Raw genomic sequence first — 16,962 nt, 5'->3', positions numbered from 1 at the left:
ATTCTGCTTCAGCACGCCTCGAAAAAGTTGCGAACGCCGATCGGCTCAAAGCGCGCAAAGCCCCGTTGCGTCAGCGCTTTGGTGCCGGGCCTGATGCTTGCGAGGGGGCTTTGCACCGCGTATTCCTTCGCCCCAACACGCGTCAGTCAGCTTTGGTCACCCATGAACGTCACCTCGCCGCGCCATCTCAGTCACCTCAAGTCGCTCGAGTCGGAGAGTATCGAGATTTTCCGCGAGGTGGCCGCAAGTTTCGAACGGCCGGTGATGATGTACTCCATCGGCAAGGACTCCTCGGTGCTGCTGCATCTGGCGCGCAAGGCCTTCTTTCCAAGCCGCATTCCGTTTCCCTTGCTGCATATCGATACGACCTGGAAATTTCGCGAGATGATCGCGTTCCGCGACCGGACGGCCGAACAATATGGGTTCGAGCTCAAGGTGCACACCAACCCCGAGGGCGTCGCGGCAGGCGTGACACCGTTCACCCACGGGTCGGCGCGCTACACCGATATCATGAAGACCCAGGCGCTGCGTCAGGCGCTCAATGCCGGCCAGTATGACGCGGCCATCGGCGGGGCCCGTCGCGACGAGGAAAAGTCGCGCGCCAAGGAGCGGATCTTCTCGCATCGCAATGCCCAGCACGCCTGGGACCCGAAGCGCCAGCGGCCGGAGCTCTGGCGCGTCTACAACACGCGGCTTGCACCGGGCGAGAGCATGCGCGTCTTCCCGCTCAGCAACTGGACCGAGCTCGATATCTGGACCTACATCTATTCGGAGCAGATCGACATCGTGCCGCTCTACTTCGCCCGTCCGCGCCCGGTGGTCGAGCGATCCGGCACACTGATCATGGTCGACGACGACCGCATTCCGCTGGAGGCCGGTGAAAGCCCGCGCGAGGAGATCGTGCGCTTCCGCACGCTCGGCTGCTACCCGCTGACCGGGGCCATCAAGTCCGATGCTGCCGATTTGCCATCGATCATCATGGAGATGCAGGCATCGCGCACCTCTGAACGCGAGGGCAGGCTGATCGACTCGGATCAGTCTGGCTCGATGGAGAAGAAGAAGCAGGAAGGGTACTTCTGATGGGCGACGTGTCCGCTGCGGCAGGGGCCGCCCAGGCTTCGCTCGAAACCTGGCTTACCGAGCAGACCGACAAGGGGCTGCTGCGCTTTCTGACCTGTGGATCGGTTGACGACGGCAAGTCGACGCTGATTGGCCGGCTGCTCTATGACAGCCAGCTGGTGCTCGATGACCAGTTGGCCACCCTGCGCAAGGACAGCCGCAACCGCATGGTCGGCGACGAGGGGATCGATTTTTCGCTGCTGGTCGATGGCCTCACGGCCGAGCGGGAGCAGGGCATTACCATCGACGTCGCCTACCGCTTCTTTTCGACCGACAAGCGCAAGTTCATCGTCGCCGATACGCCCGGCCACGAACAATATACCCGCAACATGGCGACGGGCGCCTCGAATGCGGATCTCGCCATCGTCCTCATCGACGCGCGCAAGGGCATGCTCACGCAGACCCGGCGGCACAGTTTCATCCTGTCGCTGATCGGCGTGCGCCACGTCGTCCTGGCGGTCAACAAGATCGATCTCGTCGGCTATGACGCCGAGGTGTTCCGCGAGATCGAGGCCGAGTATCGCGCGTTCTCCAAGGATCTGGGGTTCGAGACCATCGCGGCGATTCCGGTTTCGGCGCTGAAGGGCGACAACATTCTGACGCCGAGCGCTGCGACGCCCTGGTACACGGGGCCGCAGCTGGTACCCTATCTCGAGCAGATCGAAGTGCAGACCGATCGCACGGTGCGGCCGATGCGCTTTCCGGTTCAGTGGGTGAACCGGCCCAATCTCGATTTCCGCGGATTTTCCGGCACGGTCGCCTCCGGCATCATCCGGGTCGGCGACGAAGTGCTGGTCGCTGCATCACGCAAGCCTGCAAAGATCAAATCGATCGTCACCATGGATGGTGAGCACACCGAGGCGATCGCCGGCGAAGCGGTCACGCTGACCCTCGACCGCGAGGTCGACGTGTCGCGCGGCGATGTGCTGGTGCATTCGGGGGAGACACCCGACTATTCGAACCAGTTCCAGGCGCGCGTCGTCTGGATGGCCGAGGAACAGGCCATGCCCGGCCGGTCCTATCTGCTCAAGCTGGGCGCGCAGGCCGTGCCGGCGTCGATCACGGCGCTCAAATACCGCACCAACGTCAATACGCTCGAGCAGACGGCGGCGACGACACTGGAGCTCAATGAGGTCGGTACGCTGACCATCGCCACCGACAAGCCCATCGCCTTCGACTCCTATGCCGATAATCCGCTGACCGGCAGTTTCATCCTCATCGACCGGATGACCAACGATACTTTGGGCGCTGGCACGATCGAATATGGGCTGCAGCGGGCGCAGAACCTCAGCTACCAGTCCTTCGATGTGAACCGCCAGGTGCGCAGCCAGATGAAGGGCCAGACACCAGGGATCGTCTGGTTTACCGGCCTATCCGGTTCAGGCAAGTCGACCGTTGCCAACCTCGTCGAGAAGCGCCTGACGGCCGAAGGGCGGCACGCCTATATTCTCGACGGCGACAATGTGCGCCACGGGCTGAATAAGGACCTTGGGTTTACCGAGGAGGCGCGGGTCGAGAACATTCGCCGCGTGGCCGAGGTGGCGCGGCTGATGGCGGATGCCGGGCTGATCGTCCTCGTCTCGTTCATTTCGCCATTCCGAAACGAACGCCGCCTGGCACGCGAGATCGCGGGCGATATCCCGTTCACGGAAGTCTGGGTGAACACGCCACTGGAGGTGTGTGAAGCGCGGGACCCCAAGGGGCTTTACGCCCGGGCACGCCGCGGTGAGATCAAGAATTTTACCGGTATCTCGAGTCCCTATGAAGCGCCAGAGAAGGCCGACCTGGTCCTGCAGGGCGGCGTCGACGATCCGGTGCGAATGACCGATACGCTCTACGCGCGTCTCTTCGAGGCTAAGGGGTACTCGATCTGACAATTGTGTCTTCGAGTGCGAGGAGCCGGAACTGAGGCACACTGCAACGACCGCAAGTGAGCGGGGGATGGCTCTCGATGGAGACGCGAGTCGACTGAAGGTGGTGGAGAGATTATTGTGCTATATAATATTGGCAGCGCGTTCGCGCCGCCAATATTATATTTTATTTACTTTTGATATACGAATACTGTTACCGTGACCAGCACTTGCCTTCGGTTGTAAAGACATTCCAGTGGCCGCCTCGCCGCGACCGCTCGTAGTGGTGGTGCTCACATTCGTATGTATCTTCCACCTCAACAAGCTTTGGGCCTGCCTTGCGCGTGATTGCGCCGTAGTTCTGCTTCCACTTGAGGCAAGACGCATCCATTGCGATGTTGGTCGGGCAGGTCTCGCCGCCGGGCAGGCTTGTCTTGGTCGCGCCGTCCGAGTTTACATAGTAATCGATGCCGGGGATTGTCACGTTCTTGTGCCAATCACCAAAGAAGCCGCCAGCCAATGTCGCAGTGGGCGCGGCGATGATCGTGATTGCCAAGGCGGCGGCACCGGCCAGCTGCAATGCAGGAATGTTGATACGCATAGGACTAACTCCACAAAAGTGCGGGCGTTGATTTCGCCCATGGTGTCGGTCCGCCGCAAAGCAGGTGAGGTAAATAAAACACTAACTCGAATGTGTATCAATCTCCATAACTGTCCCATTATGGGAATGGTTAAGATCCCAGTATTGCCTTCACAATCAAGCCGATAATCGTGACCAGTAGCACGCCGGCCAGCCAAATCCCGAAAAACCAAAGGGCGCGGGAAGTGCCAGTCTTCATCAATGATAGCCTTCTTCAGGGTCGATCTTTCCTCTGAACACCCAGTAGGCGTAACCAGTATAGGCAAGGATGATCGGTATCAGAAACAAGGCGCCAACCAGCAGGAACGACAGTGAGGCGTCGGGTGCAGCTGCTTCCGCAATCGTCAGGGCGCCCGGAACGATGTAGGGGTAGAAGCTGATGCCGATGCCGATGAAGCTGAGAACAAACAGCCCGAGCGCAGCGATGAAGGGCTGCAGGTGTCGGTCCTTGGTCAGGCCGTGCCAAAGCCCGAAGGCGCTTATGGCCAGCAGGAGTGGTACCAGCGCCGAAAAGAACGCCGTCGGCCAGCCGAACCAGCGTTCGAAATAGATCGGTTCGAGAAACGGCGTCCACAGGCTGACGACGCCGATCATCGCCATGGTTCCGGCGGCAGCCACGATGGCGATGCGACGCGCCTTGTGCTGCAGTTCGCCGCTTGTCTTGAGATTGAGCCAGGTCGCTCCAAGCAGGGCATAGCCGACGACGAGTCCCAGGGCTGTCGTCAGGCTGAATGGCGTCAGCCAGTCCCACCAGCCGCCGGCATATTCCCGGTTCTCGATCCTGATGCCCTGCACCAGTGCACCGAGGGCGATACCCTGCATTGCCGTCGCGACCAGTGAGCCGATGGCGAAGCCCCAGTCCCACAGGCCGCGCCAGCGATTGGTGCGGAAGCGAAATTCGAAGGCGACACCACGGAAGACGAGGCCAAGTAGCATGAGGATGATCGGCATGTAGAGCGCTGGCAGCACGGTGGCGTAGGCCAGTGGAAACACCGCCATGAGCCCGCCGCCGCCGAGCACCAGCCACGTCTCGTTCCCGTCCCAGACGGGCGCGATCGAATTGGTCATGACGTTGCGGTCGCGTTCATGCGGAAAGAACGGGAACAGGATGCCGATGCCGAGGTCGAAACCGTCCAGAACCACATAAGCGAGGACCGCGAAAGCGATCAGGCCGGCCCAGATAAAGCTGAGATCAAGCGCCATGACCGCCTCCATTGGCTTCGAGCTGGATTGCCGGCGTGGTGCCCGCCGCCCGGTTGGGACCGCGCTGCAACTCGCCATCGTCGCCAAGTGGCGGCATCGACATGCGGCGCAGGATGTAGAAGGTGCCAGCGCCGAAGACGAGGAAGTAGACTATTATGAAAGCAATCAGTGACGCGCCGATTGCCTCGGCATCGACGTTCGACAGGCTCTCCGACGTGCGCAGCAGGCCGTAGACCGTAAACGGCTGGCGGCCGACTTCAGTCGTGTACCAGCCAGCCAGCACGGCAATGAAGCCGGATGGCCCCATGGCCAGGGCGGCACGGTGCAGCCATTTGTTGGTATACAGGGTTCGCCGGTACCGGCTCCACAGGGACCAGGCCCCGACTCCCAGCATCAGGAAGCCCAAGCCCACCATGACGCGGAAGGTGATGAAGGGGATGAGCGCCTTGGGGCGTTCGTCCTTGGGGAAGGCTGTCAGGCCCTTGATCTCGCCGTCGAGCTTGTGGGTCAGGATCAGCGAGCCGAGATAGGGAATGCCGATTGCAAAATGTGTCGTTTCGGCCTCGTCGTCGGGTATGCCGAACAGGATCAGCGGCGCACCCTTCTGGGTTTCGTAGTGCCCCTCCATGGCGGCGACCTTGGCCGGCTGATGTTCAAGCGTGTTCAAGCCGTGCATGTCGCCGGCGACGATCTGAATCGGGGTCACGATCGCTGCCATCCACATGGCCATCGAGAACATGATTCTGGCCTGACGGTTGCCCCGATTCTTCAGCAAGTGATAGGCGCCGGTGGCGCCAACGGCGAAAGCTGTCGTCAGGAAGGCCGCGAGAACCGTGTGCACCAGCCGGTAGGGGAAGGAGGGGTTGAAAATGATCGCCCACCAGTCCTCCGGGACGAACTGGCCGTTTTCGGCGATCGCATAGCCGGCCGGGGTCTGCATCCAGCTGTTGGCGGCGAGAATCCAGGTGGCCGAAACGAGCGTACCGATCGCGACCATCAGCACCGCGAACATATGCAGCTTGTCGCCGACCCGGCGGCGGCCGAACAGCGCAATGCCGAGAAACCCGGCCTCGAGGAAGAAGGCGGTGAGCACTTCGTAGCCCATGAGCGGGCCGATCACCGGTCCGACCTTGTCGGAGAAGGCCGCCCAGTTGGTGCCGAACTGGTAGCTCATCACGATACCTGAAACCACACCCATACCGAAGGTGATGGCGAAGATGGTCTTCCAATAGTCGAACAGATTCAGATAGGCGCTGTCGCGCCGGATCAGCCACATCGCGTTCAGGACTGCGAGATAACTCGCCAGGCCGATGGACAACGCTGGAAAGATAAAATGGAACGATACGGTAAAGGCAAACTGGAAGCGGGCCAGCAGCTCTGCAGTCTGTCCAAAGTCCATGGCGCGGCCTCCAAAAATGGATGGCCAGAATAGCGGCTTCGCCCGCGATGCGCGACTGGGGTTTGTGCGGTCGATGGCCGCGTGGTGACTTGCCACGGTGGCAGTTCGTCGCGCGCAGCAGGTGCTACGCGGAGGGATACTTTTCGTATTGCATGTGCCGTTGGCGCTTTCGTCGGGGAAGCGAGAAAAACTGGCTCGCTCCATGACATTGCGACAACAGAAGTCCCCGAAGGGGCTTGTCTATCACTATGATCTGATAGGGAGAATTGGCTCCGCGAGTAGGACTCGAACCTACGACCCAGCGGTTAACAGCCGCTTGCTCTACCAACTGAGCTATCGCGGAACACGGAGCGCCTCGGAAGGCAGCGCCCGTTTAGCGGGTTTGATTTTGTTTGCCAAGCCCGAAAGTTGGCTTTCCTTATTCCTCGGGAAAATTGTCGGCCCGCAGCTCGAGCGCAGCGAGGTCGGCAGGGGTGTTCACATTGGCAAACGGGTTGCCGCGGGTACCCGCGTCGAAAGTGACGGCACGAGCGCCGAGTCGCGTGGCGATGGCGCGCGGTCCAAGCTTGCTGTCCTTGCCAAGCGCATTCAGCAGCTCCCGCAATGCGGCGAGGCGCCAGATGGCATTGGTGGGATAATCCTGCCCATCAGCCTTGGCGACAGCCGCGCTTGCGTCACCGAGCCCGGCGACCATCCGGGCCACGTAGTCGCGTGGAAGAAAGGGCGTGTCGACAGCGACGCTGACCAGCAGCTCCGGTGGCGTGGTCTGCGCCCCGAGGAAAGCTGCAGCAGCGGCAAGGCCGGCGAGGGGACCTTCATGCTCCTCAGAGGAATCATGGACGGCCTGTGCCTTGGCGAAACCTTCCGGAATTTGCGCGCCTCGCGGTCCGACAGATACCAGCAAGGGGCTGCACATATGCAGGCCCGTGGCGACGCGATCGATAAGCCGCTTGCCGCCGACGATGACTTCGGCTTTGCGAGCGCCGTCCAGGCGCCGCGCCGCGCCGCCTGCCAGAATGACTGCGGCGACGCGATTCACCGGGTACCACGCCAGCGAAGCATGGCCAGCGGAACAAGACCGGCGCTCAACCCCCAGAGGACGAGTGCGAAGGTGCTGGCGTAACCCACCAGAGCGGCCAGCAGGCCGGCAAATACGGGCTGCAAGGCGTCCACACCAGCCGTGTTGACGCTGTGTTGCTGCATTAATCCCGCATCACTGAAGTTTGGAGGCCACGTCCGGAATCGAACCGGAATACACGGATTTGCAATCCGCTGCGTAACCACTCCGCCACGTGGCCTCACCGGAGCGGGTTATTAGGGCAGGGCGGAGCATTCTGCAAGCGGCTGTCGCATCTGACTGCGACTTTCGCGCACCAATGCCTTTCTTGCTGTGCTCAGCGCGCGGGGCTATGGAAGCGGCAGAGATTTCTGGCGGAATGGATGACATGGTCGATTTCAGCACTGCGCGACAGGTTATGGTGGACAATCAGCTGCGCACCAGCGCCGTCTCCGATCGGCGGCTTCTGGCGGCAATGGGTTCTGTTCCGCGCGAACGCTTCGTGCCTGAGGCGCGCCGCATGATCGCTTATGCCGACGTCGCCCATACGCTCAGCACCAGGCGTTCGATGGCGTCGCCGGCGCAGTTCGCCCGGCTGGTGCAGCTTGCCGAAATTGAACATGACGAGACAATTCTCGATGTGGGCACGGGTACGGGCTACTCGGCTGCGGTCTTGGCGCACATCGGCGCCGACGTGACGGCGCTAGAGAGCGATGAAACACTTGCTGCCGCGGCGCGCGAAACACTCGATGAGCTGGGGGTCTCGAATGTCGAGGTTCTGCCCAAGGCCCAGGATGGCGCCAAATATGATGTGATCGTGTTCGAAGGGGCGGTGGCGACGGCGCCAGATGACTTTTTCGACTTGCTGAAAGATGGCGGCCGTCTGGTCGTGGTGGTGGCTGCGGGCGGCGCGCCGTCGGCGCATCTGTTCGTGCGTTCCGGCGACGACATCGCCGAGCGTGTTGCCTTCAATGCGTCGATGCCGGCGCTCGAGAGCGCCAAGGCGCCAGACGCCTTTGTTTTCTGAGCGTTACGCCTGATGACCCTGGTGACCGCACTGTTGCGCCCGAATCACGGTCGCAGGCTTACCGAACTGTAAGGTGTGTTCAGGCATTTTATGTGTGTTGTCGGGTGTGCTCGACGGGGCGTAACGTTGCGTGATTGTCTAAGGGGTAGCTAGATGCGTTTTTCTGGAACAGTGCGAGCCATTGCGCTTGCGTTGACGATTGCCGTTGTGCCGGCCACGGCACAGGCCGAGTCGCTGAGGCAGGCGCTTGCCAGCGCCTATCTGAACAATCCGGATATCATGTCGGCTCTGTTGAGCGTGAAGGCGACCGCGGAAGGGATTGCCGTTGCGAAAGCCGGGCAGCGCCCGACGATCGGTCTTTCCGGGAATATCAGCGGCCGCTTCGCAGCGGAGCAGGGCAAAGATTTTTCTACGGGCTACGGTTATCAGCTGGGGGCAAGCTACAACCAGACCTTGTTCGACAATTTTCAGACGGATGCTGCCATTGAGCAGGCGCGTGCTCTGACCGAAGTCAGCAAGTACTCGCTGCGCAATTCCGAACAGAATGTGCTGCTGTCGGTGGTGCAGGCCTATTACGCCGTGATCCGGGATACGCAACTCGTCCAGATGCGTGCCGAGAACATGCGGTTCTTTGATGCCCAGGTTAATTCTGCGGATGATCGCCTGCGGCTAGGCGAAGGGACGCGTATCGATGTGTCCCAGGCGAAGGCGCGCCAGGCCCAGGCCGTCGCGTCCTACCGGGCTGCTGTTGCATCGCTGCAGACCAGTCAGGCGAGCTTTCAGCGCTGGGTCGGCCACAAGCCGTCCAACCTTACCAGCGATTTCAACTTCGGGCGGTTGCTGCCGAGCTCGATCGATGCCGCCATTGAGCTGGCCGAGACAAGTCACCCGGCACTGCTGTCGGCGCGTGCGGCCATCCGCGCGGCCCAGGCCGGGTCCGATCAGGCATCTGCTGCGTTCGGCCCTACGCTGAATCTGATCGGTTCATTGTGCGGCGTTGGATGCTTTACCAACTTGGCAGGTGAGCCCAAGGGCGGCATGAGTGGGTCGGTCAGTTTGCAGTTGTCGATCCCGATCTATGCCGGTGGTGCCCTCGGCGCCAATATCCGCAAGGCCAACCTCAACCAGATCAAGAGCGAAGTGGACGCGCTGTCCGCGCGGGACCAGATTCGTGAGTCGGTGATCTCAGCCTGGTCGAGCCTGCAGAATGCCTCCGCGCAGATCACCTCGGCGCAGTCGGCCGTTGAATCCGGCCGGCTCGTGGTCGAGGGGACCGTTTCGGAGCGCGATGTCGGCCAGAAGACGACGCTCGATGTGCTGAACGCGCAGGCGGAGCTCACAACTGCTCAGGAAGGGCTGATCTCAGCGCGGGCGTCCAAGATGATTGCCGCCTTCTCGCTGCTCGCCGCCTCCGGCCGGCTGTCGGCAGAGGATCTGCAGCTCGATGTGACGGTCCATTCGGCGGACGGCTATATTGCCTCGGTTGAGGACGTCTGGGCCGAACTGCGTGCCATCAACGACTAAATCGCTTTGCGATCGCTGCAAGACAGGCCCTTCGCGTCAGCGCGGGCCTGTTTGCGTTTGAAAAACTACAAAATCGTGGGCAAGCGCGGCGCTGTGTCGTCGCGCAGTTTCACAAACCCCGACGGGTTGGATTACATTGGTCACACGATTCGGTCTTTGCCGCTCGTGAAGTAGTCGCCGCGTTATGGCGGGTAAGATGAGGCCACTATGAACAAGCCTGCGCCCAAAGAGCCATCAATGGACGAAATTCTGTCGTCCATCCGGCAGATTATTGCCGATGATGACGCAGGTGGGCCGCCCGCTCGCCCACCCGCTGCCACCAAAGAAGAACCGATCGACTCGCCGCCAGAGGCGGCTGAAGGCGATGCCGACAGCGAGGCCTTGGCGCTTTCAGCCGAGCAGATCCTGCATGACGGGACAGATGCAGACGACGAGGCGGCAGCTTCCGGTTCAAGCTTCGATGAAATCCTGGGCGCACAGGACGATGCGCCAGGTATGGCGGGATTGGTCGATCCGGATGATATTGCCTTCGCTGCCGATCAGGACAGCGAAGAAGATCTGCCCGAGTTTCCGTCTACGGAGGTGGAGGCGGCGCCAGAACCCGCGGCGGCGGCAAAACCGGCTGCCCGGATGGCGGACGCGGCGCCGATGCCCGATCCGCAGCTGAGCGAAGATCTCGCCGATGAACTTTTGGAACCGGCGACGGAGTCGGCGGTGCAGAGTACATTCGCCCGGCTCAACGGCATGTCGGCTGTCGGCACCAATGTCACCATCGAGCAGATGATGCGTGAAATGCTGCGGCCTATGCTCAAGGAATGGCTCGACGAGAATCTGCCGACGGTTGTCGAACGCATGGTCGAAAAGGAAATCGCGCGAGCCGCCCGCGGCGGCCGCTAGAGCCCGTTTCCCGGAGGACTGTTCTGCGTGGCACATGGGCGGGCAAGCCTTTGTGTTGACTTGGGTCCCCTCCCTTTGCTTTAGACCTTATCCAGATCATATCTACAGACCTGCCCGCCGATCGGCTTTCGAGGCGGGCTTACGGCGTTGGAATCCTGCATGCTTGAGAAGACCTACGAACCGGCTGCCGTTGAGGCGCGCATCTACCAGGCCTGGCTGGACGCCGGGGCGTTCAAGGCAGGCGCTGGCGCCAAGCCGGGCGCCGAAACCTTCTCCATCGTCATCCCGCCGCCGAATGTGACGGGCTCGCTGCATATCGGGCACGCGCTCAACAACACGATCCAGGACATCCTGGTTCGCTTCGAGCGGATGCGCGGCAAGGATGTGCTGTGGCAGCCGGGCATGGACCACGCCGGCATTGCCACCCAGATGATCGTCGAGCGCAAGCTGATGGAGCAGCAGCAGCCTTCGCGCCGTGAAATGGGTCGCGAGGAGTTCCTGCGCCGGGTGTGGGAGTGGAAAGCCGAGAGCGGGGGCACCATCCTCAATCAGCTGAAGCGCCTGGGTGCATCGGCCGACTGGTCGCGCGAGCGCTTTACCATGGACGACGGCCTCAGCGAGGCCGTGCGCAAGGTGTTCGTCGGGCTTTACGAAAAAGGGCTGATCTATCGTGCCAAGCGGCTGGTGAACTGGCACCCCGGCCTCGAAACGGCGATCTCGGATCTCGAGGTCGAGAATATCGAGACCAACGGCAAGATGTGGCATCTGCGCTATCCCATCGAGGGATCGACGGAGACCATCACTGTCGCGACGACCCGCCCCGAGACCATGCTGGGCGATCTGGCGGTGGCGGTTCATCCGGACGACGAGCGCTATCAGCATCTGATCGGCAAGAATGTCATCCTGCCCATCGTCGGCCGGAAGATCCCGATCATCGCCGACGCTTATGCCGACCCGGAACTGGGCTCCGGTGCAGTGAAGATCACGCCGGCGCACGACTTCAACGACTTCGAGGTCGGCCAGCGGCACGGTCTCAAGCCGATCAACATCTTCACCACCACGGCAAAGCTGAACGGCAATGTGCCGGCCGAATATCGCGGTCTGGACCGGTTCGAAGCGCGCGAGCGCCTGATCACCGAGCTGGAGGCCATGGGCGTCCTCGTCTGGATCGACGAGAAGAAGATCATGGTGCCGTTCGATGAAAAGACCAAGCAGGTCGTGATCGAGCCCTATCTCACCGACCAGTGGTTCGTGAACGCAGAGGTGCTGGCCGGGCCGGCCACGGAGTCGGTGCGCTCGGGGCGCACCAAGTTCGTGCCGCAGAACTGGGAGAACACCTATTTCGCCTGGATGGAGAACATCAAGCCGTGGTGCATCTCGCGCCAGCTGTGGTGGGGTCACCAGATTCCGGCCTGGTACGGTCCACGGCTGAACACCGATCCTGATTTCAGCAACGGTTCGGCCGGTCCGAAGGTGTTCGTCGCCGCGACTGAAGCCGAGGCGATCGCTCAGGCCGAGGCCTATTACGGCAAGCGCAAGATCGAGGTGTTCACCGGCGGCATGACGTCGCCCGACTATGTCAAAGCCTATCAGGGTTTCGATACCACCCAGCGCGACCGGCGCAATCCGACGACCTGGGCGATGCGCAAGGAAAAGGACCCCTTCGCCGAGCTCAGCGACTCCAAGGTGCCGCTGCAGCGTGACGAAGATGTGCTCGACACCTGGTTCTCGTCGGCGCTGTGGCCCTTCTCGACGCTGGGTTGGCCCGAGAATACCGAAGAACTCAAGCGCTACTACCAGACCGACGTGCTGGTCACCGGCTTCGACATCATCTTCTTCTGGGTTGCCCGGATGATGATGATGGGGCTCGAGTTCCTCGAGGAGGAGCCGTTCCACACGGTCTATGTCCATGCGCTGGTGCGTGACGAGCACGGCCAGAAGATGAGCAAGACCAAGGGAAACGTGATCGACCCACTGAACCTGGTCGATGAGTACGGTGCCGATGCCACGAGGTTCACACTTGCCGCCATGGCCGCCCAGGGGCGTGACCTGCGGCTGGCGATGAGCCGTGTGGAGGGCTATCGGAACTTCGTCACGAAGCTTTGGAACGCTGCGCGTTTTCTGGAGATGAACGACTGCGTGCGGGTCGAGGGCTATGAGCCCAAGGCCAATCTGCTTGCCGTCAATCGCTGGATCGTCAGTGCCACGACCAAGGCCGTTGACGCCGTGACCGCAGCGCTGACCGACTACCGGTTCAACGAAGCTGCCAACGCCGCCTATGACTTCGTGTGGGGCACGTTCTGCGACTGGTATGTCGAGCTCGCCAAGCCGGTGTTCTCCGAGGGCGAGCCCGCCGACAAGGCAGAGACCCAGGCGACAGCAGCCTATGTGCTCGACCAGATTCTCAAGCTGCTGCACCCGTTCATGCCGTTCGTCACGGAAGAGCTGTGGGAGCAGACCGGCAAGACCGGCCCGGCGCGCGATCGGCAACTGGTCATTTCGAGCTGGCCCGATATTGCGGAACTGGTGGATGAGAAGGCGACGGCCGAGCTCGACTGGCTCGTCAGCCTCGTCTCCGGCATCCGTTCGGTGCGTCAGGAAATGAATGTGCCGGCAGGCGCCAAGGCGAAGCTGCTGGTTGTCGGTGCAGGTGCCGAAACGGGCACTCGGGTCGAAGCGCATCTAGCGGCGCTGACGCGTCTCGCGCGGCTCGACAGCGTCGACTATGCCGATGAAGTGCCAAGTGAATCGGCTCAGATCGTTCTTGGTGAGGCGATCTTTGCCTTGCCGCTCGGCGGCATGATCGATCTCGATGCCGAACGGGCACGTCTCGGCAAGGACATGGCAAAGATCGACGGCGACGTTGAAAAGATCGAGCGCAAACTCAACAACCCGCAGTTCGTTTCCAAGGCGCCCGAAGAGGTGATCGACGAGCAGCGGCAGCGCCGGGATGAGGCGCTGGAGCGACGCGCCAGGCTTGCCGAGGCGCTCGAGCGTCTCAGCTAGGCCAGGTCATATTCGACTGGTGTCATAACCGGCGGTCCTTTGGGCCGCCGGTTTTCGTTTGCGCCTCAGCCGAGTCTGGACGTGGCAGACGGGCATCGCGCCCCTCCGGCACAGCTCCGTGACGCTTTTCTGCAACAGCGAATTTGAATCCCGCGACTGCAGTCAGGCGTCAACGTTTTGCTGAGGAACCTCGCCACATTGTAACCCCAAACGAGGAAGAGGACGGGGCAACGGCGGGCGTTCACGGCGCGAGGCAGATGCTTTGCGGTGAACTGATCGAGCGTCTTCCGGACTTGTAGCGCGCCAGACCGGCGACCATAACGGCCCCTGATTATTGGGGCGCCGGAAGTACCGGCCTGACGAGCAGGACGAGATCATGGATAGCAATTACGTCGACAAATCGCGACTTCCCAGCCGGCATGTGACCGAGGGACCGGAGAGGGCACCGCACCGCTCCTACCTGTATGCCATGGGACTGACCTCCGAGCAGATCCACCAGCCGTTGATCGGCGTGGCGACGGCCTGGAACGAGGCTGCGCCGTGCAATATCTCGCTGCAGCGTCAGGCGCAGGCCGTGAAGAAGGGCGTTGCTGCCAATCACGGCACGCCGCGCGAGTTCACCACCATTACCGTGACCGATGGCATCGCCATGGGCCATGCGGGCATGAAGTCCTCGCTCGCCAGCCGTGACGTGATCGCCGACTCGGTCGAGCTGACGATGCGCGGTCATTCCTATGACGCGCTGGTCGCCATGGCCGGCTGTGACAAGTCGCTGCCCGGCATGATGATGTCGATGATCCGGCTCAACGTGCCCTCGATCTTCATTTATGGCGGTTCGATCCTCCCGGGCCGGTTCCGCGGCCGCGACGTCGTCGTGCAGGATCTGTTCGAGGCCGTCGGACTGCATTCGGTCGGCCAGATGGACGACGAGACGCTCGACGAGCTGGAGCGGGTCGCATGCCCCTCCGCCGGCTCGTGTGGCGGTCAGTATACTGCCAACACCATGGCCATGGTCGCCGAGGCAATCGGCCTTGCGCTGCCCTACAGCTGCGGTGCGCCGGCGCCTTACGAGATCCGCGATGCATTCTGTGCGAAGGCCGGCGAACAGGTCATGGACCTGCTGCGCCAGAACATCCGGCCGCGCGATATCGTCACCCGCAAGGCGTTCGAGAATGCCGCGATGACGGTGGCCGCCACGGGCGGGTCGACCAATGCCGCGCTGCATCTGCCAGCCATGGCGCATGAAGCGGGCATCGAATTCGATCTGTTCGACGTCGGCGAGATTTTCAAGAAGACCCCGTATATCGGCGACCTCAAGCCGGGCGGCAAATATGTCGCCAAGGACCTGTTCGAGGCCGGTGGCATTCCGCTGGTGATGAAGGCGCTGCTCGATGGCGGCTATCTGCACGGCGACTGCATGACCGTGACCGGCAAGACCGTTGCCGAGAACCTCGCCAACGTGAAGTTCAACACGCATCAGGATGTGGTGCGCTCGACCGACAACGCCATCTCGCAGACCGGCGGCGTGGTCTCGCTGAAGGGCAATCTGGCGCCTGACGGGGCCATCGTGAAGGTTGCCGGCCTCAAGAACCTGCGGTTCGTCGGTCCGGCGCGCGTTTTCGACAACGAAGAAGAGTGCTTCGCCTGCGTCGACAAGCGCCAGTACAAAGAAGGCGAGGTTCTCGTCATCCGCTATGAAGGCCCCAAGGGTGGCCCGGGCATGCGTGAGATGCTGTCGACAACGGCAGCGCTTTATGGCCAGGGCATGGGCGACAAGGTGGCGCTCATCACCGACGGACGCTTCTCGGGCGCGACGCGCGGGTTCTGCATTGGCCATGTCGGCCCGGAGGCGGCGGTCTGCGGACCCATCGCGCTCGTTCAGGACGGCGACATGATTACGCTCGATGCCACGACCGGCGAGATCTCGGTCGATGTCAGTGAAGAAGAGTTTGCCCGGCGCAAGACCGGCTGGGCGCCACGCGAGACCGAGTATGGGTCTGGTGCGATCTGGAAGTATGCCCAACTCGTCGGGCCAGCCCGCTATGGCGCGCTGACCAATCCCGGCGCTTCGGGCGAAAAGGAGCAGTATGCGGACATTTAGGGCTTCGTCCCGAATCTCCGTCGCGTGTTTCGCCATGCTCGCAGTTGCGGGCATGGCGGCCCCTGTCGCGGCGCAAATGAACGGTGTTCTCCCGTCTGAAGCGCCGGCTACGGCTGCCGATGCGGCGCTGGCGATGGCCAATTCGCTCGACGGCGCGGGCGGTGGTATCTCGAGCCGGGATTTCGTGGATGCGCTGGAAGATGCGGCCCTTGCCGGCCAGCCGATGGCGCTGTTCCAGCTTGGCCTGATGTATGAAAGCGGTGAGGGCGTCCAGAAGGACCCGGTCAAGGCGTTCGGCTATTTCAGTCAGATCGCTGACGAGCATGCCGACGCGCTGCCGCGCGGCGTCGAAGCCGATATTGTCGCACAGTCCTTCGTCAAGGTCGGCGAGTATTATCGGACGGGCCTGCCCGAGGCGGGGATCCCCAAGAACGAAGACTATTCCAACAAGCTGATCCTGCATGCTGCGTCTTACTTCGGCGACGCGGATGCTCAGTACATGGTCGGCCAGCTGTATCGCGACGACGAGGAACTGGGCGACAACCCGTTGCAGAGCGCGCGCTGGCTCAACCTCGCGGCTCGCAAGGGGCACGCTGCCGCGCAGGCGCGGTTGGGCAACATGCTGTTCAACGGGCAGGGGGTTGGCGCCGATCAGGTCGAGGGGCTGATGTGGCTGACGGTCGCGTCGCGCCGGTCGGTCGGCACGCCGGAGGCCGTTTGGATCAACGAACTGCTGAACAATGCCGTGTCCCTCGCGACGCCCGAGCAGCGTCAGCAGGCGACGCTCGCAGCCGACTCGCTCGGCTCACGTTTTGGTGGTCTTTAATCTCTCCAGTGCTCGCTGCGCATCTTTCGCTAGGCGCGCGGTGACGGTCGCTTAAGCCTGATCCTGATCGATCCAGATCGTTCACGCGCAGTTCAGCTGCGTGGTGGCAACCTGATGACCATCAAATTCATTGGTGTGTCATGCGTATCCCGATCATACTCGCCCTGCTTGTCGTTCTGCTGCTGCCCAAGGATGTGCAGGGACTTGCCGACGATGTCGGCGGCTATATGCAGACCGCTACGGCGACCGTTACAGGTCTGTTCGTGAGAGACGAGCCGACGCGCGTCGCCGAGCTCCAACCCTAGCGGCATCA

General features: G+C 62.1%; 13 protein-coding genes and 2 tRNA genes. 9 read left to right on the top strand and 6 right to left on the bottom strand.

The window, feature by feature from the left end; translation table 11 throughout:
* Positions 1-162: 162 nt before the first annotated feature.
* Positions 163-1,080: a sulfate adenylyltransferase subunit CysD gene (gene cysD / locus ACN0TK_RS06575; protein ID WP_417308670.1), complete on the top strand. Its 918-nt coding sequence runs from the start codon at positions 163-165 to the stop codon at positions 1,078-1,080.
* Positions 1,080-2,993 carry a sulfate adenylyltransferase subunit CysN gene (gene cysN, locus ACN0TK_RS06570; protein WP_417308669.1) on the top strand — a complete coding sequence of 638 codons (1,914 nt, stop codon included), beginning with the start codon at positions 1,080-1,082 and terminating at the stop codon, positions 2,991-2,993. Before cysD ends, cysN begins: the two co-directional genes overlap by 1 nt.
* Before the next feature lie 190 nt (positions 2,994-3,183).
* On the opposite strand, the gene ACN0TK_RS06565 is transcribed toward cysN, so the two are convergent.
* From ACN0TK_RS06565 to ACN0TK_RS06540, 6 genes are all read right to left on the bottom strand, one after another.
* A complete protein-coding gene (locus ACN0TK_RS06565; protein ID WP_417308668.1) occupies positions 3,184-3,570 on the bottom strand; it encodes a hypothetical protein in 387 nt (128 codons plus the stop codon).
* 237 nt (positions 3,571-3,807) lie between these two features.
* On the bottom strand, positions 3,808-4,812 hold the full coding sequence (gene cydB / locus ACN0TK_RS06560) for a cytochrome d ubiquinol oxidase subunit II (RefSeq protein WP_417308667.1): 1,005 nt from the start codon (positions 4,810-4,812) through the stop codon (positions 3,808-3,810).
* A complete protein-coding gene (locus ACN0TK_RS06555) occupies positions 4,802-6,211 on the bottom strand; it encodes a cytochrome ubiquinol oxidase subunit I (RefSeq protein ID WP_417308666.1) in 1,410 nt (469 codons plus the stop codon). The genes cydB and ACN0TK_RS06555 overlap by 11 nt, the downstream gene beginning before the upstream one ends.
* Positions 6,212-6,478: 267 nt before the next feature.
* Positions 6,479-6,554, bottom strand: a tRNA-Asn gene (locus tag ACN0TK_RS06550).
* Between the two features lie 75 nt (positions 6,555-6,629).
* The gene (mobA, locus tag ACN0TK_RS06545; protein WP_417308665.1) at positions 6,630-7,250 is read right to left on the bottom strand and encodes a molybdenum cofactor guanylyltransferase; all 621 of its coding nucleotides are present in this window, start codon (positions 7,248-7,250) and stop codon (positions 6,630-6,632) included.
* Between the two features lie 185 nt (positions 7,251-7,435).
* Positions 7,436-7,509: transfer RNA gene (locus ACN0TK_RS06540), tRNA-Cys, on the bottom strand.
* A 147-nt stretch (positions 7,510-7,656) separates the two neighbouring features.
* On the opposite strand from ACN0TK_RS06540, the gene ACN0TK_RS06535 reads away from it, so the two are divergent.
* The 7 genes from ACN0TK_RS06535 to ACN0TK_RS06505 all read left to right on the top strand — a co-directional run bounded on the left by ACN0TK_RS06535 (position 7,657) and on the right by ACN0TK_RS06505 (position 16,954).
* Positions 7,657-8,295, top strand: a complete 639-nt coding sequence (locus ACN0TK_RS06535) for a protein-L-isoaspartate O-methyltransferase family protein (RefSeq protein WP_417308664.1) — start codon at positions 7,657-7,659, stop codon at positions 8,293-8,295.
* 153 nt (positions 8,296-8,448) lie between these two features.
* The gene (locus tag ACN0TK_RS06530) at positions 8,449-9,819 is read left to right on the top strand and encodes a TolC family outer membrane protein (RefSeq protein WP_417308663.1); all 1,371 of its coding nucleotides are present in this window, start codon (positions 8,449-8,451) and stop codon (positions 9,817-9,819) included.
* A gap of 237 nt (positions 9,820-10,056) precedes the next feature.
* Positions 10,057-10,716 carry a DUF2497 domain-containing protein gene (locus ACN0TK_RS06525; protein WP_417308662.1) on the top strand — a complete coding sequence of 220 codons (660 nt, stop codon included), beginning with the start codon at positions 10,057-10,059 and terminating at the stop codon, positions 10,714-10,716.
* Positions 10,717-10,875: 159 nt separating this feature from the next.
* On the top strand, positions 10,876-13,722 hold the full coding sequence (locus tag ACN0TK_RS06520; protein ID WP_417308661.1) for a valine--tRNA ligase: 2,847 nt from the start codon (positions 10,876-10,878) through the stop codon (positions 13,720-13,722).
* Between the two features lie 376 nt (positions 13,723-14,098).
* Positions 14,099-15,823, top strand: coding sequence for a dihydroxy-acid dehydratase (gene ilvD / locus ACN0TK_RS06515; protein WP_417308660.1), 1,725 nt, complete (start codon positions 14,099-14,101; stop codon positions 15,821-15,823).
* Positions 15,824-15,899: 76 nt separating this feature from the next.
* Positions 15,900-16,649, top strand: coding sequence for a tetratricopeptide repeat protein (locus tag ACN0TK_RS06510; protein ID WP_417308659.1), 750 nt, complete (start codon positions 15,900-15,902; stop codon positions 16,647-16,649).
* A 140-nt stretch (positions 16,650-16,789) separates the two neighbouring features.
* Positions 16,790-16,954, top strand: a complete 165-nt coding sequence (locus ACN0TK_RS06505; protein WP_417308658.1) for a hypothetical protein — start codon at positions 16,790-16,792, stop codon at positions 16,952-16,954.
* The last annotated feature ends 8 nt before the right edge of the window (positions 16,955-16,962 follow it).

The sequence above is a fragment of the Devosia sp. genome, from assembly GCF_048261455.1.
Taxonomy (GTDB): Bacteria; Pseudomonadota; Alphaproteobacteria; order Rhizobiales; family Devosiaceae; genus Devosia_A.
The sequence above is the reverse complement of the archived record's forward strand: the minus strand, read 5'-3'. Positions and strand labels throughout refer to the sequence as shown.